The sequence below is a fragment of the Gracilibacillus massiliensis genome (assembly GCF_001458115.1).
GTDB lineage: Bacteria > Bacillota > Bacilli > Bacillales > Amphibacillaceae > Gracilibacillus > Gracilibacillus massiliensis.
The window spans coordinates 639,975-663,241 of the sequence record NZ_CZRP01000011.1; the positions used below are offsets into that span (position 1 = coordinate 639,975).

The window sequence follows — 23,267 nt, forward strand, 5'->3', positions numbered from 1 at the left end:
GTTCTACATGACTTTAAAGTTTTATTGGTACCCGAAGTGTGGGACGTGTCAAAAAGCAAAAAAATGGTTAGATCAACATCAGATTGCATATGATGCCATACATATTGTTGAAGAAACTCCAACTAAATCTGAATTAAAGACAATTATTGAAAAAAGTCAATTACCATATAAAAAATTCTTTAATACCAGTGGAAAAAAATATCGCGAATTAGGACTGAAAGATAAATTAAATGATGCAACTGAAGAAGAAATGCTTGAATATTTAGCTTCAGATGGTATGTTAATTAAACGACCGCTTACTGTTGGTGAGAATCGCGTTACGGTAGGCTTTAAAGAAGCTACTTTTGAACAAGAGTGGTTGTAAGAATAGTTAGAAATGAACAAATAATAGGAGGCAATTTATATGAGTTTACCTGAAAAGTATTTATATTCGAAAGAACATGAATGGGTTAATCAAGAAGATGGTAAAGTACGGATAGGTATCACAGAGCATGCACAATCTGAATTAGGAGATATTGTCTTTATTGAACTTCCGGAAGTTGGAGACGAAATTAAGACAGACGAACCGTTTGGTAGCGCGGAATCTGTAAAAACCGTTTCCGAATTATATGCTCCTTTAAGTGGAAAAGTTGTTGAAGTAAACAGTGAATTAGAGGACAGTCCAGAGTTGGTAAATGAATCACCATACGATAAAGCCTGGATGCTTGTTGTTGAACCCAATAATCAGGCAGAGTTAGATGAACTGTTATCTGCTCAAGATTATGACGAAATGATTAATGAGGAATAATAGTAATTAGCATTCGCTACCTAGTGAATGCTAATTTTTATCTCGGCGTGAGTGAAAAGTGTCGCTAACACCATGATATTTTTTGCTGAACATAGTGGTTTTGCACCCACTGATGGAAGTCTCACTTTATCAGTAATAAATTGCAAAGGTTTTTCCATAGAATGAACTAATAGCTTTTTGTTTTGAACAATGATGAAGTAGGTGATTCGATGTCAATGCAAGAGAAAAAAGTGATTATAGTTGAAGGACGAACAGACAGAGATAAAGTTGCAAAATTACTTAATGAAGAGGTAGAAATTGTTTGTACGAATGGCACAATTAATGTAGAAAGATTAGAAAACCTAATTGAAATGTATCATATGGACCATCGAGATGTATTTATTTTAGTAGACGAAGATAATGCAGGGAAGAAGCTTAGAAAACAATTGTCAAAAGAGTTACCACATGCTGCGCACATATTTATTGATAAATCTTACCGTGAGGTAGCAGCCACTCCTGAATCAGAATTGGCTGTAGCCCTTGTTTCATCACATATTTTGATAAATCCAAATTATTTATAGCAAAAGGAGATTAACATGATTGAAGTGACAATAGATAGCTGGAAACAATTGGAGCGAGATGAAGAAAAAAAAGTTGTGTTTGTCCATACTCCTTTTTGTGCTACGTGCCAACTGGCGGAACGAATGCTTGCAATCATAGAAGAAGCCAAACCAAATCAATCTTTCTATCGATTGAACGCTTCATTCTTTCCTGAGTTTATGGAGAAAAATAAAATCGAAAGTGTTCCAGCCTTATTATTAGTGGAGCAAGGTATAGTTCGTGATCATATATATGCTTTTGAATCGGTGACCAATTTGCATGAAGTTTTAGAACAATGGCATCAATTATAGAGTAATTTAAAATATTTGGCAGTAAATTGTTATAAATATGATTAAACATATTCGTACTTGGGTATATCCTTTACAAACGATAGTTTATTGTGACAGATCATCTCTCAGGTTACTTGGTTGGATTGTGAGAAGATGTTACAATTACTATTGTCAAAAAAAGAAAGGATTGATTTATTATTAGTGACCAACAGTTACATCTAAATTACACAACGGAGATGGAAAAAGCGATGCACCAATCACATGGTGTAGGGTATGCAGAGTATGGGCGTAAGCTTTCTCAAAGATTAGAAGTGGAAAGAGAACGAGAAATGAGCTACCGCGAAAGCCAAGAAGTTGTGAAGGATGTAGAGCGTTTAGTTCACAGATAATCAGATCGTATATATAAGTAGTAATAAAATTAAAACAACAGTTGCTTTATAAATAAGTAGCTGTTGTTTTTTATTCGTAATTAAATTTCAAAAGAAGCATAATTTTTTGCATAAAAGCAGGATTATGCGATATAACTCTTGTGGTAATTATGAGATTTTAGAACTGCTTAACAACCACTTCGGCTTGTCGGCTTCCCTTTCCGCGGGATTTTTCTCCTCAGCTAACTTTTTAAGCAAAGTATGCTTAAAAAGTGGATCTTCGGATAAAAACGTCCCGCAGGAGTGAAAGCCGACGCCTTCGCTTTTTAATACTTTACAACTCCAGTAAGAATAATCATATTGCGTTATTCAACATAGTCAATGAATTTTCTTTAGCTTACTTACGATAATTAACAAAAGATGTTCATATCTGTAACAATCCAATATGCTAGCACTAGCTATCTTTGTAGAACTTCATTCAGCGAAGGCGGCCACTTCCACTCCTGTGGGATCGTTTTCCCTGAAGATCCACTTTTCCTTGCGGTTTTTGCATGGAAAAGTTAGCTGAAGGGAAAACCCCACGGAAAGGGAAGTGGGCAAGCCGAAGCGGTTACCACGCACATATACCTTTTCAAAATTGCTACCAAATTTGTGTCGTATAATCCTACTTATATGAATAGGTAGTTGATTCTTATGAATATATATCATGGTTTTGTTATTATTTATTCCATATGTAAAATTATAGTATAGGAAATCTTTAATGATTGTAGGCTCATTTTATTAACGTTTATAGAGGATTGCTTTTTGTGGTATAATATCAAACGAAAATGTTATGAATCGTATAGTCTGAAACAACGGTAAATGGTTGATTATAGATTCGAAATAGTATAAGATTATAATGAGAATAAAGTGAGAATAGATTTAATTCCACTTCAAATCAAGAACAACTAAAAGCTTTGGAGGTATGTAGTTATGGCAAGTTCTACTTTAGAAATTAAGGATCTTCATGTTGAAATTGAAGGTCAGGAAATATTAAAGGGTGTTAATCTTACCATCAATGGTGGAGAATTCCACGCTGTAATGGGACCAAATGGTACCGGTAAGTCAACTTTAGCATCTGCAATCATGGGTCACCCGAAATATGAAGTGACACAAGGTCAAGTTCTTCTTGATGGTGAAGACGTATTAGAAATGGAAATAGATGAACGTGCAAAAGCTGGTTTATTTTTAGCTATGCAATATCCAAGTGAAATCAGTGGTGTTACAACTTCTGACTTCCTACGCTCTTCTATTAATGCCCATCGCGAAGAAGGCGATGAAATTTCTTTAATGAAATTTATCAAAGAAATGGATGAGGCAATGGATTACCTGGAAATGGATAAAAACATGGCGCAGCGTTACCTTAACGAAGGTTTCTCTGGTGGTGAGAAAAAACGTAACGAAATTCTTCAGCTAATGATGTTAAAGCCTGAAATTGCAATTTTAGATGAAATTGACTCTGGTCTAGATATCGATGCATTGAAAGTTGTTTCTAAAGGGATTAATAAATTACGTGATGAATCATTCGGTTGTTTAATCATAACGCACTATCAACGTCTATTGGATTACATTACACCAGATAAAGTACACGTAATGATGCAAGGACGCGTTGTTAAGTCAGGTGGCCCAGAATTAGCACAACGTTTAGAAGCTGAAGGCTATGACTGGATTAAGCAAGAATTAGGTATCGAAGACGAAACAGTAGGACAAAAAGCGTAAGGTAGGAGGTATCGTATGACTGTGGAAACAAAACTACCATATGATCAGGACTATGTCCGATCATTTTCAGAAAATAGAAATGAACCTGAATGGATGAAAGAATTAAGAATGCAAGCTCTTGAATTGGCAGAGGGATTAGAAATGCCAAAACCAGATAAGACTAGTATCAAACGATGGAACTTCAATGACTATAAACATGATGTCAACGGAGAACAAATCCATTCATTAAATGATCTACCAGAAGATATTCAAGTATTTTTGGATATGGAAAATCTTAATGAAAACCTTGTAATTCAGCGTAATCAATCTGTTGCATATAAATCTCTTGCTTCAGAATTAGAAGCAAAAGGTGTTATTCTTACAGATATTCAAACAGCAATAAAAGACCACAGTGAGTTAGTGCAGCGTTATTATATGAAAGATGCTGTCCAAATTGATGAACATAAATTAACAGCACTGCACACAGCTTTAATGAACGGTGGAGTATTTGTATATGTTCCTAAAAATGTACAAATTGAAGAACCGTTGCAAGCTATCTTCTGGCAAGAAGATCCTGAAGCTGCAACCTTTAATCATGTCATTGTAGTAGCTGAAGCAAATAGCTCCTTAACGTATGTGGAGAACTATATTTCTCACAATACGGATGAACATGCAGTAGCTAATATTGTCACGGAAGTAATTGCACATGATAATGCGAATATTAATTTTGGTTCTGTTGATAATTTTGCAGCAGGCACTACCGTATACGTAAATCGTCGTGGAGTGGCTTATCGTGATGCTCGCATTGAATGGAACCTTGGACAAATGAATGATGGCAATACTGTTTCAGAAAACATTACACACCTAATTGGTGATAATTCAACATCTTATGCTAAAACAGTTGCCGTTGGACGTGGTAACCAAGCTCAAAACTATACAGCGAAAATCGTTAATTATGGTAAACAAAGTGAAGGGCATATTTTACAACATGGTGTAATGAAAGATAGTGCTTCTGCTATATTTAATGGTATTGGCAAGATCGAACATGGCGCAACTAAAGCAAATGCCGAACAGGAATCACGGGTATTAATGTTAAGTAAAGATGCACGTGGGGATGCAAATCCGATTCTGTTAATTGATGAAGATGACGTTACAGCAGGACACGCAGCATCTGTAGGCCGGGTAGATCCGATTCAACTCTATTACCTAATGAGTCGAGGTATATCACAAGAGGAAGCGGAAAGACTTGTTATTCACGGGTTCTTAGCGCCTGTTGTTAAAGAAATACCTATTAACGCAGTGCGTGAACAATTGACAGAGGTAATTGAAAGGAAAGTTTACTAATGGATGTTACATCTATTCGTGAACAATTTCCGATATTAAATCAAGAAGTAAACGGTCATCCATTAGTGTATTTAGACTCTGCAGCTACATCTCAAAAGCCTTTACCAGTTATTGAATCACTGGATGCTTATTATCGACAACACAATTCCAATGTTCACCGTGGTGTTCACACTTTGGGTACAAGAGCAACGGATCAGTACGAAGGTGCCAGAGATAAAGTGAAAAACTTTATAAATGCGAGTTCAACTGAAGAAGTTATCTTTACAAGAGGTACGACCACAGCTTTAAACATGGTGGCATATGGATATGCTCGTCATCAATTAAAAGAAGGTGACGAAATTGTCTTAACAGAGATGGAGCATCATAGTAACATTATTCCATGGCAACAGGCAGCAAAATATACTGGTGCAAAATTAAAGTATATTCCGATGGAAGCAGATGGAACGATTACCCTTGAAGCAGCACAGTCAACGGTAACGGAAAAAACTAAAATCGTAGCAGTGACACATGTTTCAAATGTGTTAGGTACCATTAATCCGATAAAAGAGATTGCACAAATTGCACATGGGCATAATGCAGTAATTGTAGTGGATGGTGCCCAAAGTGTTCCACATATGAAAGTAGATATGCAGGATTTGGATTGTGATTTCTACGCATTTTCAGGCCATAAGATGTGTGCACCAACTGGTATAGGTGTACTTTATGGAAAAAAATCGATCTTAGAAGAAATGGAACCTGTTGAGTTCGGTGGGGAAATGATTGATTTTGTTGATTTATATGACTCGACATGGAAGGACCTACCTTGGAAATTTGAAGGTGGTACCCCAATCATTGCCGGAGCAATTGGTTTGGGAGCAGCAATTGATTTTCTAGAAGATATCGGTTTGGAACATATTATCGAACATGAACAACAGTTGGCAGATTATGCTCAAGATAAATTATCAACGATCGAAGGACTAACGATTTACGGTCCTAAAAAACGTGGAGGATTAGTAACGTTTAATGTTGATAGTGTTCATCCTCATGATACTGCTACTGTTCTCGATGCAGAAGGTATAGCAGTTCGTGCTGGTCATCATTGTGCACAACCATTAATGAAATGGTTAGATGTCACGGCAACAGCAAGAGCGAGCTTTTATTTATACAATGATGAAAGTGATATTGACCGATTAGTTGAAGGATTACAGCGAGCGAAGGAGTATTTCGGCGATGTCTTTTAATAATTTAGATACATTGTACAGACAGGTAATCATGGATCATTATAAAAATCCGCGAAACCGTGGAAGTTTAGCGGAAGAATCTGTTACAATAGATATGAACAACCCTACTTGTGGAGATAGAATTGAGTTACACCTTCAAATAGAAGACGACAAAGTGAAAGATGCAAAGTTTGAAGGGGAAGGTTGTTCGATTAGCATGTCATCAGCATCAATGATGACACAGGCTGTGAAAGGGAAAAATGTTGACGATGCACTTAAAATGTCAACTATTTTTTCGAAAATGATGTTAGGTGAAGATCTGGAAGATGTGGATTTCGATTTAGGAGACATTGAAGCATTACAAGGTGTTTCTAAGTTTCCGGCTAGAATCAAGTGTGCAACATTGGCGTGGAAAGCAATGGAAAAGGCAGTCGCGACTGATGAGCAATAAGGCATGAAGAAATCCTAAATAGGAGGTAATTTAATATGGCTAAACAAGCACCTGAAATAGGCGAATATAAATATGGCTTTCATGATCGTGATGTTTCGATTTTTCGTACTGAAAGAGGTTTAACTCGTGCAGTAGTAGAAGAAATCTCTCGCATGAAAGAAGAACCAGAGTGGATGTTAGAATACCGCTTAAAAGCATTAGAGCAATTTTACAAAAAACCCATGCCACAATGGGGTGGTGATTTACAAGAGTTAGATTTTGATGAAATTACGTATTACGTAAAACCATCTGAACGCTCTGAACGTTCTTGGGATGAAGTACCTGATGAAATCAAACAAACATTTGATAAACTAGGTATTCCAGAAGCAGAACAGAAATATCTTGCAGGTGTATCTGCCCAATATGAATCAGAAGTGGTTTATCATAATCTGAAAGAAGATCTTGAAGATTTAGGAATTGTCTTTAAAGATACGGATACAGCATTAAAAGAAAACGAAGATCTTTTTAAAGAATACTTTGGTAAAGTTATTCCATCTGCAGATAACAAATTCTCTGCACTAAATTCTGCTGTTTGGTCTGGTGGCTCGTTCATCTATGTTCCAAAAGGAGTGAAGTGTGAAACACCACTTCAAGCATATTTCCGTATTAACTCGGAGAATATGGGGCAATTCGAGCGTACGTTAATTATTGTGGATGAAGGTGCTTCTGTACATTATGTAGAAGGTTGTACAGCACCAACATACACGACAAATTCATTGCACAGTGCCGTTGTGGAAATCTTCGTTAAGAAAGATGCTTATTGCCGTTATACAACAATTCAAAACTGGGCAAATAATGTTTATAACCTAGTTACAAAACGTGCTACATGTGATGCGAATGCCACAATGGAATGGATCGATGGTAACATTGGTTCTAAGTTAACAATGAAATATCCAGCAATCATCCTAAAAGGTGAAGGTGCACGTGGTAACACACTATCTATCGCGTTAGCAGGTAAAGGACAACACCAACATGCAGGAGCTAAAATGCACCACCTAGCACCTAATACTTCTTCGACAATTGTTTCTAAGTCGATTTCAAAACAAGGTGGTAAGGTTTCTTATTTAGGAATGGTTCATTTTGGTCGTAAAGCAGATGGTGCACGTTCTAATATCGAGTGTGATACGTTAATTATGGATAATAAATCTACTTCAGATACAATCCCGTATAATGAAATTCTTAATGACAATATTTCATTAGAACACGAAGCAAAAGTTTCAAAAGTATCCGAAGAACAATTATTCTATCTAATGAGTCGTGGTCTTTCGGAAGAAGAAGCGACTGAAATGATCGTAATGGGCTTTATTGAACCATTTACAAAAGAACTTCCAATGGAATATGCGGTAGAAATGAACCGCCTAATCAAGTTCGAAATGGAAGGTAGTATTGGTTAATTGTCATTAACCAGTTGATGTATATAATATTTAAAATAAAAGGTAACGAGTTCATAACGATCTCGTTACCTTTTTTTGTACATTAGAAAAGCAAACAGGATTCCCAAAACGCATTCCATCTAATTAATGTACATAAGAAGGATTATACGACATAACTGAGGTATCCATTTTGAAATGATATATGTGCGTGGTAACCGCTCCGGCTTGCCCAGGAGTAGCCGTCAAGGCTGAGAATCTAATGGAGTGAAAGTCTCCTGTCATCAATTGACCGGTTCGGATGACTAGTATATCCAATGCGTGGTGAGGTAACGAGTCACGTTCTGCTTGGAAGTAAAAGTCACTGCGGCTCAACTTTACGCAGAGAGAGTATGGGTCGGAACAGCTAGAGTGGCGAGCAAATCTAGAGGCTAGAAGGCTTTAACGAATACTGCAGCTCCGAAATCGAGCGCCCTTCAGAAGCTGTTGAAGGGATGTCTGTGATGCGCCGACCTGGTTGGGCAATGGGGAAGGCCGATGTTCTATGGGAAGTAACGGTCAAGAGCACCATAGAAGCAGCCGGAGTAGGGGTTCTGGCATCTAGAGAAAGATTTTCAGAGATAACGACGGGAAAGTCCTACTTCCAGCTGGGATGACAACAACCAGCAAAGACCAACCATATAAGTGACAAGCGAAAATGGTTAGGAGGATTTAGGATGGACGCATGAGGTCGTAGTAGCGAAGAGGAAAGGGTAATGCCTTTCTAAGCTTATGGAATGAAGCTTCTACAAAGGTAACACCAGAGTAGAGCGAAGGACCTCTGGGCGACTGGGCGTCCGTGTCAAAGAATAAACAGAACACAGAGTCTGTTGAATGATTGGCATAAGACTAGCATATAAGTAAACTTATGTATCAATGGGTGAACATGCGTGTCAGCATTTAAACCTGGGATACATAAGGAAGGCTTATATAGCGATAGAAACCCAGTGTCAGAACCGGACTCGGGAAATCCGACCGTCCGGGATCGTATGGGGGCTGCAGGAAACGTGGTTCTATTGAATGCGCGCGCCTGCCATCTACCCGACCTTCCCTTTCCGTGGGGTTTTCCCTTCAGCTAACTTTTCCATGCAAAAACCGCAAGGAAAAGTGGATCTTCAGGGAAAACGATCCCACAGGAGTGGAAGTGGCCGCCTACGCTGAATGAAGTTCTACAAAGATAGCTAGTGCTAGCATAGTGGATTGTTACAGATATGAACATCTTTTGTTAATTATCGTAAGTAAGCTAAAGAAAATTCATAGGCTATATTGAATAATGCCAATATGAATATTCTTACTAGAGTTGTAAAGTATTAAATAGCGCAGGCGTCGGCTTCCACTCCTGCGGGAAGTTTTTATCCGAAGATCCACTTTTTAAGCGCCCTTTGCTTAAAAAGTTAGCTGAGGAGAAAAACCCGCGGAAAGGGAAGTCGACAAGCCGAAGCGGTTGTTACGCACTTCTCAAATCTCATAATTACCACAAGAGTTATGTCGCATTGTGCTTCTTATCTGTATTTAATTAAAAAGAATGGCTAATTGGATAAATTGTTAGATAACCTTTATAATATAAAGAGTTCACGAAAATTTTTGATATACAACAGAGACGACGATGGTAGGGATTTAATTGGTAATTATTATTTGTTTGTTAATAGGTTTGCTTTCTGCTATGTTAGGAAGTATTGTCGGTCTAGGTGGAGGCGTGATATTAGTTCCGATCTTACTTATTTTACATGGCACTACTGATATGTTTGATTGGGCAAATGCCAGTACTATAGTCGGGATTTCATTAGTCATTATGATTTTCACGGCAATGTCATCCACGTACACTTATGCAAAAGTTAAACGGATTGACTATAAAAGTGGTTTGTATTTTATAGCTGGTAGTATACCTGGTGGTGTTTTAGGTGCATGGTTTAATCAATTTGTAGAAACAAAAATGTTCTCTTTATTTTTAGGAATCTTTATGTTGCTGATTTTTTCACTGTTTTTATTCAAAAAAACACCGAACCCTGAATCACCAAAGCTAAATTCGAACCTTTCTAATAAGGTGATTCGAGAGGTGAAAATAGGTAAAAAAATATACCAATATGCTTTTTCACCGGTGCTGGCACTGCTGATTGCTTTTACAGTAGGGATGTTGTCTGGTTTTTTTGGTATTGGCGGAGGCTCGCTGATGGTGCCTGCGATGATCTTATTTTTTAAATTTCCGCCACATATTGCTACTGCAACATCAATGTTTATGATTTTAGCCCTGAGTATGGTAAGTTCTTTTACACACATTATATTAGGGCATATCGAATGGATTTATGTTTGGGCATTTATCCCAGGTGCTTGGTTTGGTGGTGTTTTAGGTGCTAAAATAAACCAACATTTGTCCAGTAAAGCAGTAGAGAATTTACTTCGAATCGTATTACTTTTTATAGGATTGCGCTTGATATGGCAAGGGTTGTTTTAGAGGAGGCTGAGCTTCATGATCGAACATATCCATTTTTATTATTGTAATGATCTGCACAGTCATTTTAATCAATGGCCAAACATTGTGCATTATTTTAAACAGAAAAAGAAACATCATCAGCAAACAAATGAGCAGAGCTGGATCATTGATATTGGTGATCATGTGGATCGTTTTCATCCGATAGCAGAAGCTTTTAAAGGCAAAGCGAATGTAGAACTCTTAAATGATGCACAATTTGACTTTGCAACTATTGGGAATAACGAAGGAATAACATTGGAACATGATGATTTATATCACTTGTACGATAAAGCTGATTTTCAAGTTACTTGTGGCAATCTAAAGCCAACAAATAAACAGAAGCCTTTTTGGCTTAAAGATAGTATTTCTTTTGTTACCAAACATCAATTAAGGGTCAAATTAATCGGTTTAACGGCACCCTTCCGTCCTTTTTATCATCCATTGGGTTGGGATGTTGAGTCACCCTATGACTACTTGTCACGGAATATTGACCAATTAAAGAATGATACCGATATTCTTATTTTATTGTCCCATCTCGGTTTAACAGATGATCAGAATATTGCCGAAAAATATCCTGAAATTGATATTATAATCGGTGGTCACACTCACCACCTTTTTAAAAATGGAGAACTAATAAATGAAACTCTGCTTACAGCAGCGGGGAAACATGGTAAATATGTAGGTGAGATACATATTGATTGGGATCACTCGCAAAATAAACTATCGAATAAACAAGCATTTACAGTCGAGACAGCCTATTTAGATCAAGATATTGCAACTAGTAATACAATAAGAAAAATGAAGGAAGAAGCCCATGAATTATTAGGCAAACAGATAGCTTATTTAGAACAGCAATTAGAGGTGGATTGGTTTGTGCAAACACCTATTATTAAACAGTTAACAGATAAATTAAAAGAGTGGACAAAAGCGGATATCAGTATGTTAAACGCTGGTTTATTGCTGGATCATATCCACAAAGGTCATGTAACTTATGGTGATGTGCATCGAATATGTCCACACCCGATAAATCCAGTTACAGTTCAACTAAGGGGAATTGAATTATTGGAAGTGGTTCGGGGAGCACTTGATGAAGCCTTAATGCGGCTTGAACTTAAAGGATTTGGCTTTCGAGGGAAAGTAATTGGAAAGTTTGTTTTTAGCGGAATTGATATAGATACGTATGTGGATGAACAAGGAATAAGTCATGTACAACATGTCTATTATAATGGAAAACTTATTGATAATGACCGTATTTTTACATTAGCAACTGCCGATATGTTTACATTTGGTAAAATGTTTCCGGAAATAGCACGTTCGACAACTAAGAAATTTTATTTACCTGAATTTATGAGGGACTTATTGGCTGATTCCATAAAAAACTCATATGACAAAGATAATCATACCGACTAAGACTAGCACACTTCTTAGCTTCCTACATACTTTGTAGGGAGAGGAGTGGGCTTTTTATGATGGAATTAAAACCCGTTTATATAAATAATCATCCGTTTACCGCTATTACTGTGAACTTACCACATACTACTCTTTTGGTAATTGCTAATGACAAAGGTTATGTAATGTGTGGTGCTTTAGATGTAGACCTTTTGAATGATAAATTAGCCGATCGTCCTATTATAGCAGGGCGAGCAATTGGTGTGAAGACAATCGAAGAATTGAAAAATGCGAAATTAGAGAAAGTGACCCATGCCTCCAAGTTGCGTGGTTGGGCACCTGGAATGCCTGTAAAGGAAGCACTGTTAATGCTTACAAAGCCAAACATATAATAATACTAGTTATTAAAAATATTTAACAAAGTGACAAAAAGGCTAGATAAAATCGACAATTTCTGATAATATTTTACTAAAATGAAAAATAGGTGTTTTGATATGAGATTAGTTCCAACAACGATCATTCGACCAGGGATCGAGTTAGCAAAACCAATATATGACATCCATGGTAGGATTTTATTGCAAAAAAATATGCAGTTATCACAAGCTATGGTAAATCGATTGCAAAATATGGGCGTCACCTATGTCTTCATTAGAGATGAAGACACTGACGATATTATTGTAAATCCACCAATTCCAGATGAGCAACGGATCGATGCGGTACAAAAAATCAAATCGGCTTTTCGTTCCTTACAAAAGGAGGATCTTACGAAAAATAATTTTTTGCTCGAAAGAACTGCCTTTGAATTAAATGATTTGGTAAAAGAAATAGCGAAAGAAATAAGCCGTAATGATGATGTAATCCACTATCTATCTGATCTATTAATTATTGATGATTATGTTTTTTCACATTCCTTAAATGTTAGTATGTATACTTTAGCATTGGCACAAGAATTAAATTTCAAACCAAAAGAATTAGAAGACATTGGTTTAGGTGCTGTGCTTCATGACATTGGGAAAATAATAATACCTGACGAAATATTAAATAAAGAAGCAAAGCTATCAGATATGGAGTTTAAAATTATTCAAACACATACAGAATATGGATTCGATATGTTAAGAAAAACTCCTAGCATTCCTTTGCTCGTTGCTCATTGTGCCTATCAACATCATGAACGACTCGATGGCTCCGGCTACCCGCGTGGTATTCAAAATCAAGATATACACCCATATGCAAGGATTATAGGAGTAGCAGATGTATTTGATGCAGTTACAAGTAATCGAGCTTATCGAGATGCTATGCTGCCTCATGAAGGCCTTGAAATTCTATATGCTGGAGCGGGATCACAATTTGACCAACGTTTAGTAGAGAAGTTCAAAAAAACGGTCGCATTGTATCCTAATGGACTCACTGTATATCTAAGTGACGGCAGAGAAGGGGTAGTTGCTAGACAAAACCCACATATGTATGAGCGGCCTATTATTAGGATAATCAAGGAGAATGGATCAAAAGTTGTACCATACGATCTCGATTTATCAATTGTACTAAATGTAATGATAGAAAATACCGATCGATTAGTTGTTACACCATGATAAATATACATTTTTATCTCTAAAAAGATCTTCCCTTTCATATGAATATAAAGGGGGGATTTTTTATGCGGAAAAATCGTTGGAATAAAAGAAAGATAGGTTCACCTCCTAAAAATCAATTGGTGATAATATCTCTTTTATTATTCGTCTTATGCATGATTGCTAGTATATTAATTGTAAATGAAGGGATAAAGCCAGTCTTACTGGATTATGCTAAGGTTCGGGTGACTGCCATTGCTAATCAGGCAATGGGGATCGCAGTAAGTAAGAAAATTTCGGAAGACTTGGAAACAGAAGAACTTGTTCAAGTTCAATTAGATGAACAAGGACAGGTAGAACACTACATTTTTAATTCAGTTGTAGAAAATCGTGTTCAACGAAATGTACAATACAGGGTCGAAAATTTTTTGAAATTATTAGAAAAAGGGGAACGGCCAGAAACTGGTGTACCAATTGAAGTAGAATTAGACCTAGAACCGGATGAACAGGAACTGTTGGATGATGTAAGGGAACGAGGATTATTGGTAGAAGTACCAATCGGTCAAACATTAGGTATACCGATCCTTGCTAATTTAGGTCCAAAGGTGCCTGTGAATATGGAAGTGATTGGAAGTGTTGGAACTGAGATAACGAGTGAATTGGCTCAAACCGGAATAAACGGTGCATTAATTGAAGTAAATGTACATATAGAAGTAGAAATGATGGTTGTCATACCTTTTGCTTCAGAGCCAGTCCAAATTGTACAAGATATTCCAGTAACCAAGGTGTTTCATCCTGGAGATGTGCCAAATTATTATCATGATGGGGAGGGATCGTCAAATTTGTCAATTCCAATAGAGCCGGATTTTATCGAGTGAGAGCATTCCTATTATTTCCTTTGACAGAATATTCGAAAGTTCGTTATAATTTCAAAGATTAGAAATATTGTTACCATTTTTTTATTCTAAAAAAAGCCCATTTTTGAAAGCAATTTCAACTCTATGATTGATAGATATAGTGGGCTAAAAAAATGAAAGGGGTTTGAGTGATGGAGAAAAGATCACAGTGGGGAACACGATTAGGTTTTCTTTTGGCAGCAATCGGTTCAGCTGTTGGGCTAGGGAATATTTGGCGTTTTCCAGCAACAGCATTTGAGAATGGTGGAGGTGCCTTTTTTGTACCGTACTTATTTGCTCTATTAACAGCAGGTATTCCGTTACTTATTATGGAATACACAATTGGTCATAAATATCGAAGTTCTTCACCTAGAAGTTTTTCGAAAATTAGTAAAGGAATGGAATGGATTGGCTGGTGGCAAGTACTGATATCATTCGTTATTTCTACGTATTATCCAGTTATTATAGCTTGGGCCATTATGTATGCCTATTTCTCTTTTGGTACACAGTGGGGTGACGATCCAACAGCATTCTTTGTCGGAGATTTCTTGAATTTAGCAGATCCAGGAACATTTGGTTCTATCGTACCAGCCGTTATAATTCCATTACTCATTGTTTGGGTATTAGTTTTCTTCTTTCTTGGAAGAGGTGTTAAAAAAGGGATAGAATTTGCTAACAGAATATTTATTCCAACATTATTAATTGTATTCATATTTATTGTTATTCGTGCTGTAACGTTACCAGGTGCACTTGATGGTTTAAATGCTTTTTTTGAACCTAATTGGAGTAGTATCACAGAAGGATCTGTATGGGTTGCCGCATATGGTCAAATTTTCTTTAGTTTATCGATTGCATTTGCCATTATGATTACTTACTCATCTTATTTACCGAAAAAGTCAGATATTACTAATAATGCCTTTATTACAGGTTTTGCGAATTCATCCTTTGAATTATTAGCAGGTATTGGGGTATTTGCGGTATTAGGTTTTATGGCTCTCCAATCAAATTCTGCAGTAGAAGATGTAGCTGCTGACGGCGTAGGGTTAGCTTTTATGGTATTCCCTGAAATTATTAGTCAGATGCCGGCATCAGGATTGTTTGGATTTCTATTTTTTGCATCCTTGTTCTTAGCAGGTTTATCTTCAATGATCTCTATTTCAGAAACCTATATAGCCGGTTTACAAGAGAAGTTCGCGATTTCCCGTGGTAAAGCAGTTGCCATTGGTGGAGGCCTTGCGTTTATAGTTTCAATTTTTTATGCCACTCAAGGTGGATTGACTTTATTAGATACAGTTGATTACTTTATTAATAACTATGGTGTAGCATTGGCAGGATTGTTTGAAGTTGTAGCAATTGCTTGGTTTGCAAGATCACTAAAAGATTTACAAAAACATGCAGACTCAGTATCTGATATTAAGCTTGGAGTTTGGTGGAGATTATGTTTAGGAGTTATTACACCTATCGTTTTAGGGTACATGATGTTACAAAACTTAAAAACTGAAGTATCACGTTCATATGAAGATTATCCAATCGATTTCTTATTCAATTTTGGTTGGGTAGTCGCCATTGGTGCGATGTTACTTGGTGCAGTTATTACAATTAAAAAATGGCCTACGAAAGACCATGAAGCATAAAAAACATAAATAAAAGGAGGTTTCCTTTATGTCTACTAGCGCTATTGTGATGGCGGTAATTGGGATTGTTATTATTTGGGGAGGCTTAGCTCTAAGTATTTTAAGAGCAAGAAGTGCTTCAAAAAATTAATTAATACAATGCTGGATCAGGAATGATTTGGTTAAAAAACGAAATCCGAACGATTGTACAAATTCCACATAGAGAATTTGCAACAATCGTTCGGATTTTTTAATGCATAAAAGGATGATTATGCGACAGTATTGTAGTGGTAATTATGAGAGGTTATATGTGCTTAGCAACCGCTCCGGCTTGTCCGCTTTCCTTTCCGCGGGTTTTTCTCCTCAGCTAACTTTTTAAGCAAAGTGCGCTTAAAAAGTGGATCTTCGGATAAAAACATCCCGCAGGAGTGAAAGCGGACGCCTGCGCTTTGATATACTCGACAACTTAAATAAGAGTAATCATATTGGCTTTTTTCACTATCCAGCTAACCAAAGTATAAGCATTTGTAAATGTTGTAGAATCTCATTAAGCGTAGGCGGCCACTCCAACTCCTATGGGACTCGTTTTTCCAGAAGATCCACTTTTCCACGCGGCTTTTGCTTGGAAAAGTTAGCTGAAGGAAAAACCCCATGGAAAGGGGAGTGGCCAAGCCGAAGCGGATGCCACACACGTACATCATGTCAAAATTACCATCAGGTTATGTCCTGTAATCCTTCTCTTTTGTTCGTCACCTAAAATAATACCTTTTATATAAGGTGTATTTTCAGCTCGTTTTATTTTCTTTCCCATCGCTTTAAATGTGGATAGGGGTCGAATGACCATTCTGATTTTCCGTCGTCTTTATATAAACCATAGTGTAAATGTGGTGGAAATTTACCAGAAGTTCCAGGAGGTCCATATCCAGACGAACCAACTGAACCAATAGTTTGACCAGCTTCGACAATATCGCCAATTTCTAATCCATCAGCAAAACCATTTAAATGAGCGTAATAGTGATAGCGATTATAGATATCGCGGATGCCAATACGCCAACCGCCAAATCTATTCCACCCTTTTAATTCAATGACGCCATACGTACTCGCACGTACTGGGGTTCCATACCCTGCAAAAATATCGGTACCCTCATGAATCCTTCGTCCACCAAATCCTCGAGCATCTCCCCAAGTATTGCGATAACTATAGTTGTAGCCTTTCGGAATAGGAAATGCTGTTTCATCTAAACTTATTTTTTGATAAGTATCAAACATATTCGCATAATTCATAATCGATAAAACGGTTAGTTCTCGATGATAATAATTCCACAGAGCTGTGCGAATATCTTGTTTTGTGTGGCCATATTGTTGGAGATACATGGCCATTGTATAGAGAATATCATATTCATTGGTAGGATCGGCAATGTTATCTCCGTTACCATCTTTTCCAATACCTCCAAATAAAGCGACAATTTTTTCATCAGCTGGCTTTTGCTCAGGGGTGAGTCCATACCACTTTTCTTCAGGAATACTAATGAAAATTCGTTGATCTTCAGGAGTTTTATTGTCACTTATATTTGTTTCATAACGATTAATAGCAGCCAGATAATACCAGGGGATAAAAGTGAGTGCTTCGATTTGCTTATATAAAGTGATTTTTTCTTGATCGATATCCACATTTTCTTCTGCATGTGCTATAGTAGTAAGAAGAAAAAATGTTGTAAGTATTAATCCTAAGCATTTTTGAATCAAAGGAATTTGCCTCCTTGGATAGTTTTTTTAGTCTATCGTTATTGTCGGTTATATTCTTTGATTTCATGCTAGTAACATTTGCTAAAAAAGATTATCTTGTAAAAGGTGTGAATATAGTGGTTGAAGTTCAAGGACATCGGTATGAAGTGATTAAGAATTTTGATAATGGCTTCGATGAAAAAGCGTTTAAAGAAAGGTACACAGATATTTTAAGTAAATATGACTTTATTGTTGGCGACTGGGGCTATGAACAACTAAGGCTCAAAGGGTTTTATGATGATCAAAATCCGAAAGCAACTTTTGATACAAAAATAAGTACGTGTGAAGATTATTTATACGAATATTGCAATTTTGGGTGTCGTTATTTCATCGTAAAACAAATCGAAAACTAACACTATCTTTAGTGTTAGTTTTCGTTTAATAGTGGTTTTAGATACGCTCTGAAGTCTTCTGCTTCCATTTCATTATATTGAAAAGCATGTTCGACATAATTTGGTTGATCGATGGTGTCTAAATTAAGTCGAGAGTATTTATTACTATTCATGTCCAAAATTATATAGTCCTTCCCAAGTGAATTTGAAGTGATAATAGCAAGATCAAACCGTTCTGAAGCTCCTTTGAAGCTGATAAAACGTGTGTCACTAGGTTCTTGCTCATTTTTAAAATAACTCAGTTTTATGTCACTCATAGAAAACCCTCCTTCTTTTCTTCAGTATATTCTTTTCTTATCAAAGTGTAAATTGTTGTAAGATTATCAGACAATTATCTTTAACGAGAGCTGTTGTAATATGATATCATGTTAGTAATAAGTAGTAGGAGGATTACAGTGTACTTTGTTGATATGAGAAAAATGAATGAAACATTAGATTTTTTTGATGAAACGTTATCTTTACTAAAAGAAAAACAGTTTGAATCAAAATTTGATTTATTAGCATTGGAGCGAATTACTCAAGTAATGATCGAATCGATTTTGGATGTTGGTAACATGATGATTGACGGTTTTATTATGCGTGATCCGGGAAGTTATCTTGATATTATTTATATTTTGATCGATGAAAAAGTACTCGATCAGAACGAGAAACAAGCATATGAATCGATTATAAATATAAGAAAAGAACTTGTACAAGATTATCAAAAAATCGATCATAATCTGATCAAGAATATTTTGAGCGAACACCAAGAATCGTATGCAAACTTTACTAATCAAGTTCGTAGCTATTTAGCAAATGAAATGGGTGTAGCGAACACATTTTCAAACCAAAAATAGGTTAGAAACTGTTGTGATTTTTCTCACAAATATTTTTTTATTAATATGTTTAACTAGATATATAACTTTTTAAAGAAACGGAGCGGTTTTATGCAACAGTCAGTCATAACAGATAAATTTGGTCGTGCACTTCAGGATTTACGGATTTCTGTGACAGATCGTTGTAATTTCCGTTGTCGCTATTGCATGCCACGTGAAATTTTCGGGAAAGATTTTGCTTTTTTGCCGAAAGAACATTTATTAAGTTTTGAAGAGATTGAACGATTAACAACGATATTTTTAGATTTAGGCGTTCGTAAAATTCGTCTTACTGGTGGAGAGCCATTATTACGACGAGATATTACACATTTAATTGAAAGATTGGCGAATTTGGACGGATTAAAGGATATTGGTTTAACAACGAACGGCGTCTTATTAGGAAAAATGGCAAGCGGACTAAAGCAAGCGGGACTGAAGCGAGTGAATGTAAGTTTAGATGCGATTGAGGACGAAACTTTTATGAAAATAAATGATAGCAATGTCAAATCACAGCCAGTTATCGATAGCATTATAAAAGCAAAAGAAGCAGGACTTAAAGTAAAAGTAAATATGGTTGTCAAAAAGGGAATGAATGATCATCAGATTTTGCCGATGGCTAACTTTTTTAAGAAAATAGGCGTTACCCTACGTTTCATTGAGTTTATGGATGTTGGACAAACAAATGGTTGGGATTTCAAACATGTGGTAACAAAGAAAGAGATTTATCAAATGATTGCACAAGAACATGACTTAGAAGCAGTTGATCCAGCTTATTTTGGAGAGGTTGCAAAACGTTATCGTTATAAAGGAACAGATATTGAAGTTGGGTTTATTACCTCTGTATCAGAATCATTCTGCTCGTCTTGTACGAGAGCACGTATTGCAGCTGATGGCCATTTCTTTACTTGTTTATTTGCTGGAGAAGGTTTGAATTTAAAAGATATATTAAGAGATGGTGCAACCAATCAGGAATTAACCGAAACGATTATATCTAGATGGAAATACCGTGATGACCGATATTCTGATCAACGAACAGAGGAAACTGCTAAGAATCGCAAAAAAATTGAGATGTCATATATTGGTGGTTAAAGAAAGGAATTTGTGCTATGACAGACATGAGTAGATATCATCGTCAAACTTTATTCGCACCAATTGGTAAAGAGGGACAAGCTAAATTAGCACACAAACATGTCTTGATCGTGGGCTGCGGTGCATTAGGTTCCTCTGCTGCTGAGATGCTTGCACGTGCTGGTATCGGAGAATTAACATTACTCGATCGAGATTATGTCGAATTAACCAATTTGCAGCGCCAGCATTTATTTACGGAAGCAGACGTAGAGAACAAAACACCCAAAGCAGTTGCTGCAGCTAATAAGCTTGCCACTATTAACAGTGAAATAACAATAAATCATGTAGTAATCGATGCTACGGCCGACAATATGGTTAACTATGTTAAACAAGTAGATCTAATTATCGATGCCACTGATAACTTTGATACACGATTTATTATCAATGATCTTGCCCACAAATATCAAGTTCCATGGATTTTTGGGGCATGTGTCGGAAGTTCTGGTATGAGTTTTTCGATAATGCCAGGTCAAACCCCGTGTCTAGACTGCCTGTTAAAAGTAACACCTGTATTTGGTGCCACCTGTGATGCAGTAGGTGTTATTGGACCTGCCGTTCAAATGGTCGTTACCCATCAAGTAACAGAAGCGATTAAGATTTTAATTGAAGCAAATCAAAAGCTTCGTACCCAGCTTGTCCTATTTGATTTGTGGCATAATCATTATCAACAAATAGATGTAAGTAGGTCCAAGCAAGAAAATTGTAAAAGTTGTGGCGTTACCCCAACTTATCCGTCATTAACTTATCAAAATAGCACCAAAACAGAAGTATTATGTGGAAGAGAAACAGTACAAATTCGTGGCCGCAAGTACCCATTAGAAAGCTTGGAATCCAAATTAGCTCAATTTGGTGAGGTGCAAGCAAATCCTTTTTTAGTATCGGTAGAAATAGATTCGAAGCGACTCGTTTTCTTTCATGATGGACGTGCATTTGTACATGGTACCAATTCGATAGAAGATGCTAAAAAGATCTATTATCAAGTTGTAGGGTAGGAGGGAATATTTATGTTAAATGAAAGAAAACCAATACCTGTTACAGAAGCAATACAACGGGTTTGTGATCAGTATGTAACAGGTGAAACAGAGTATGTGCACTTATCTGATGCTTATCACAGAGTTTTAGCAGAAGACCTCCTCGCTGATCAGGATGTACCAGGATTTGATCGTTCTCCTTATGATGGATATGCTTTACGAGCACAAGACATCTCTCAAGCTACAGATAAGAATCCAAGAGTCTTAGAAATAGTAGGTCATATCGGTGCAGGAAGTGTCTATTCTGATCGTTTAGAAGAAGGTCAAGCGGTAAGAATCATGACAGGAGCAAAAATTCCAACAGGTGCAGATGCGGTAATTATGTTAGAAGATACGGATATGTTTGAAGACAAGGGAATACCATTTGTTTCTGTAAAAAAAAGCGTGAAGTATCATGACAACATTTCTTTTCAAGGAGAAGACATCCAAAAAGGAACAGCATTAGTTGAAAAAGGAACCGTTATTAACCCAGGGATTACAGCGTTACTTGCAACATTTGGTTATGCAGAAGTACCAGTGGCTAAAAAGCCTGTGATCGGTGTGATTGCTACTGGTAGTGAATTATTAGAAGTAGATCAACCTTTAGAGCCTGGTAAAATTCGTAATAGTAATGCCTACATGACGATGGCACAAATCAAACGTGTTGGTGCTATTCCAAAATATTTTGGTCAACTAACAGATGATTTACCAGAAAGCTTAGCTAAAATGACAGAGGTAATTAAGGAAGTTGACTTTCTGATCACAACTGGTGGTGTATCTGTAGGTGATTTTGATTTATTACCAGAAATTTATCAAGAAATGCAAGCAGATGTTTTATTTAATAAAGTAGCAATGCGCCCAGGTAGTGTGACAACTGTTGCTACATTACAGAATCAAATTTTATTTGGTTTATCTGGGAACCCGTCTGCTTGTTATGTGGGATTTGAATTATTTACAAAGCCAATCATTGATTATTACCTCGGAAAACAAGAGGTTGGTAATCAGAAAAAAGAGGCAAGGCTAGCGGTCGATATTGCTAAAAATAACCCATTTGATCGTTTTATACGAGGGACTTATTCAATAGAACAAGGGGAGTTATTTGCGCGACCTGCGGGTAAGGATAAATCCAATATGGTACATAGCTTGGCCACTGCTAATTGTTTGATTCAATTGCCTGGAGGAAGTAGCGGTTATGAGAAGGGGAGTCAAGTTACCATTCATATATTGGAATAACGTTTTTTAGGGGAGCTTAACAATGGAACAAAAACTTTTTGATATAGTAGAAAAACCTATTAATATTGAATCGATCATAAAAAAAGTCGAGGATCGAAATGCAGGAGCGATCACCACTTTTATTGGAACGGTACGTGAATTAACTGGTGAGAAACGCACCGTCTATTTAGAATACCAAGCATATAAACCAATGGCTGAGAAAATGCTCGCTCAAATTGGAGACGAAATTAAACAGAAATGGCATGGAACAAAGGTTGCAATAACCCATCGAATCGGGTCATTAGATATTTTAGAAGTTGCTGTCGTTATTGCGGTATCTTCACCACATCGCAAAGCGGCATACCAGGCGAACGAATATGCCATCGAGCGAATTAAACAAATTGTACCGATTTGGAAAAAAGAACAATGGGACGATGGCGAAGCATGGATTGGTGATCAATTAGAAAAAGTCCGCTATCCAAATGAAAAACCAGATATAAAGGATGAGACAAATGATTGAAGTTCTACTATTTGCTCAATTACAAGAAGAGGCAGGGACCGATCGGATAACGGTCGATTTTACTACTGTTACGGTTAAGCAATTAAAAGAGCAGCTACGAAATGAATATGCCTTTCAACAGATTGAAGAGTCTATGATAGCTGTTAACGAATCATATGCATTAGACGATGATATCATTAAGGCAGGAGATACGGTGGCAATTATACCTCCTGTAAGTGGTGGTTAAT

The 23,267-nt window shown here is 36.7% G+C and carries 26 protein-coding genes; 24 read left to right on the plus strand and 2 right to left on the minus strand.

The features are described from left to right. Positions 1-7: 7 nt before the first annotated feature. The 17 genes from BN3107_RS06570 (at position 8) to BN3107_RS19350 (ending at position 16,290) form a co-directional block, all read left to right on the plus strand. A complete protein-coding gene (locus tag BN3107_RS06570) occupies positions 8-364 on the plus strand; it encodes an arsenate reductase family protein (RefSeq protein WP_058306814.1) in 357 nt (118 codons plus the stop codon). Between the two features lie 39 nt (positions 365-403). Next, on the plus strand, positions 404-787 hold the full coding sequence (gene gcvH, locus BN3107_RS06575) for a glycine cleavage system protein GcvH (protein WP_058306815.1): 384 nt from the start codon (positions 404-406) through the stop codon (positions 785-787). A gap of 209 nt (positions 788-996) precedes the next feature. Next, positions 997-1,347: a toprim domain-containing protein gene (locus tag BN3107_RS06580; protein ID WP_187371000.1), complete on the plus strand. Its 351-nt coding sequence runs from the start codon at positions 997-999 to the stop codon at positions 1,345-1,347. A 15-nt stretch (positions 1,348-1,362) separates the two neighbouring features. After that, positions 1,363-1,677: a thioredoxin family protein gene (locus BN3107_RS06585; RefSeq protein ID WP_058306817.1), complete on the plus strand. Its 315-nt coding sequence runs from the start codon at positions 1,363-1,365 to the stop codon at positions 1,675-1,677. 227 nt (positions 1,678-1,904) lie between these two features. Next, positions 1,905-2,045: a hypothetical protein gene (locus BN3107_RS19980; RefSeq protein ID WP_187371001.1), complete on the plus strand. Its 141-nt coding sequence runs from the start codon at positions 1,905-1,907 to the stop codon at positions 2,043-2,045. 951 nt (positions 2,046-2,996) lie between these two features. After that, entirely contained in the window at positions 2,997-3,782 is a 786-nt protein-coding gene (sufC, locus tag BN3107_RS06590; RefSeq protein ID WP_058306818.1) for a Fe-S cluster assembly ATPase SufC, read from the plus strand. 15 nt (positions 3,783-3,797) lie between these two features. Further along, positions 3,798-5,105 carry a Fe-S cluster assembly protein SufD gene (gene sufD, locus BN3107_RS06595; protein ID WP_058306819.1) on the plus strand — a complete coding sequence of 436 codons (1,308 nt, stop codon included), beginning with the start codon at positions 3,798-3,800 and terminating at the stop codon, positions 5,103-5,105. Further along, positions 5,105-6,325 (plus strand): cysteine desulfurase, encoded by a 1,221-nt coding sequence (locus tag BN3107_RS06600; RefSeq protein WP_058306820.1) that lies wholly within the window; start codon positions 5,105-5,107, stop codon positions 6,323-6,325. The genes sufD and BN3107_RS06600 overlap by 1 nt, the downstream gene beginning before the upstream one ends. Then, positions 6,315-6,755 (plus strand): Fe-S cluster assembly sulfur transfer protein SufU, encoded by a 441-nt coding sequence (gene sufU, locus BN3107_RS06605; RefSeq protein ID WP_058306821.1) that lies wholly within the window; start codon positions 6,315-6,317, stop codon positions 6,753-6,755. Before BN3107_RS06600 ends, sufU begins: the two co-directional genes overlap by 11 nt. Before the next feature lie 35 nt (positions 6,756-6,790). After that, entirely contained in the window at positions 6,791-8,188 is a 1,398-nt protein-coding gene (sufB, locus tag BN3107_RS06610) for a Fe-S cluster assembly protein SufB (protein ID WP_058306822.1), read from the plus strand. Between the two features lie 1,636 nt (positions 8,189-9,824). Further along, a complete protein-coding gene (locus BN3107_RS06615; protein WP_058306823.1) occupies positions 9,825-10,655 on the plus strand; it encodes a sulfite exporter TauE/SafE family protein in 831 nt (276 codons plus the stop codon). Between the two features lie 15 nt (positions 10,656-10,670). Next, a complete protein-coding gene (locus BN3107_RS06620; protein ID WP_058306824.1) occupies positions 10,671-12,083 on the plus strand; it encodes a bifunctional metallophosphatase/5'-nucleotidase in 1,413 nt (470 codons plus the stop codon). A gap of 56 nt (positions 12,084-12,139) precedes the next feature. Then, positions 12,140-12,454 carry a YunC family protein gene (locus BN3107_RS06625; protein ID WP_058306825.1) on the plus strand — a complete coding sequence of 105 codons (315 nt, stop codon included), beginning with the start codon at positions 12,140-12,142 and terminating at the stop codon, positions 12,452-12,454. A 102-nt stretch (positions 12,455-12,556) separates the two neighbouring features. Beyond that, positions 12,557-13,651 carry an HD-GYP domain-containing protein gene (locus BN3107_RS06630; RefSeq protein WP_058306826.1) on the plus strand — a complete coding sequence of 365 codons (1,095 nt, stop codon included), beginning with the start codon at positions 12,557-12,559 and terminating at the stop codon, positions 13,649-13,651. A 65-nt stretch (positions 13,652-13,716) separates the two neighbouring features. After that, the gene (yunB, locus tag BN3107_RS06635) at positions 13,717-14,508 is read left to right on the plus strand and encodes a sporulation protein YunB (protein WP_058306827.1); all 792 of its coding nucleotides are present in this window, start codon (positions 13,717-13,719) and stop codon (positions 14,506-14,508) included. A gap of 170 nt (positions 14,509-14,678) precedes the next feature. After that, a complete protein-coding gene (locus tag BN3107_RS06640; protein ID WP_058306828.1) occupies positions 14,679-16,160 on the plus strand; it encodes a sodium-dependent transporter in 1,482 nt (493 codons plus the stop codon). Positions 16,161-16,188: 28 nt separating this feature from the next. After that, positions 16,189-16,290, plus strand: coding sequence for a methionine/alanine import family NSS transporter small subunit (locus BN3107_RS19350; RefSeq protein WP_077065057.1), 102 nt, complete (start codon positions 16,189-16,191; stop codon positions 16,288-16,290). Between the two features lie 644 nt (positions 16,291-16,934). On the opposite strand, the gene BN3107_RS06645 is transcribed toward BN3107_RS19350, so the two are convergent. Next, positions 16,935-17,885, minus strand: coding sequence for a M23 family metallopeptidase (locus BN3107_RS06645; protein ID WP_058306829.1), 951 nt, complete (start codon positions 17,883-17,885; stop codon positions 16,935-16,937). 116 nt (positions 17,886-18,001) lie between these two features. On the opposite strand from BN3107_RS06645, the gene BN3107_RS06650 reads away from it, so the two are divergent. Beyond that, positions 18,002-18,277 carry a YutD family protein gene (locus tag BN3107_RS06650; RefSeq protein WP_058307037.1) on the plus strand — a complete coding sequence of 92 codons (276 nt, stop codon included), beginning with the start codon at positions 18,002-18,004 and terminating at the stop codon, positions 18,275-18,277. Positions 18,278-18,291: 14 nt separating this feature from the next. Here BN3107_RS06650 and BN3107_RS06655 read toward each other — a convergent pair whose 3' ends face one another. After that, on the minus strand, positions 18,292-18,573 hold the full coding sequence (locus BN3107_RS06655; protein WP_058306830.1) for an SAV0927 family protein: 282 nt from the start codon (positions 18,571-18,573) through the stop codon (positions 18,292-18,294). Positions 18,574-18,711: 138 nt separating this feature from the next. On the opposite strand from BN3107_RS06655, the gene BN3107_RS06660 reads away from it, so the two are divergent. The 6 genes from BN3107_RS06660 to moaD all read left to right on the plus strand — a co-directional run bounded on the left by BN3107_RS06660 (position 18,712) and on the right by moaD (position 23,266). Beyond that, a complete protein-coding gene (locus BN3107_RS06660) occupies positions 18,712-19,152 on the plus strand; it encodes a DUF86 domain-containing protein (protein WP_058306831.1) in 441 nt (146 codons plus the stop codon). 90 nt (positions 19,153-19,242) lie between these two features. Continuing rightward, a complete protein-coding gene (gene moaA / locus BN3107_RS06665; RefSeq protein ID WP_058306832.1) occupies positions 19,243-20,259 on the plus strand; it encodes a GTP 3',8-cyclase MoaA in 1,017 nt (338 codons plus the stop codon). Positions 20,260-20,276: 17 nt separating this feature from the next. Beyond that, the gene (locus BN3107_RS06670; RefSeq protein ID WP_058306833.1) at positions 20,277-21,290 is read left to right on the plus strand and encodes a ThiF family adenylyltransferase; all 1,014 of its coding nucleotides are present in this window, start codon (positions 20,277-20,279) and stop codon (positions 21,288-21,290) included. A 12-nt stretch (positions 21,291-21,302) separates the two neighbouring features. After that, entirely contained in the window at positions 21,303-22,541 is a 1,239-nt protein-coding gene (locus BN3107_RS06675) for a molybdopterin molybdotransferase MoeA (RefSeq protein ID WP_058306834.1), read from the plus strand. Positions 22,542-22,563: 22 nt separating this feature from the next. Beyond that, a complete protein-coding gene (locus tag BN3107_RS06680; protein WP_058306835.1) occupies positions 22,564-23,040 on the plus strand; it encodes a molybdenum cofactor biosynthesis protein MoaE in 477 nt (158 codons plus the stop codon). Next, positions 23,033-23,266, plus strand: a complete 234-nt coding sequence (moaD, locus tag BN3107_RS06685) for a molybdopterin converting factor subunit 1 (protein WP_058306836.1) — start codon at positions 23,033-23,035, stop codon at positions 23,264-23,266. Before BN3107_RS06680 ends, moaD begins: the two co-directional genes overlap by 8 nt. The last annotated feature ends 1 nt before the right edge of the window (position 23,267 follow it).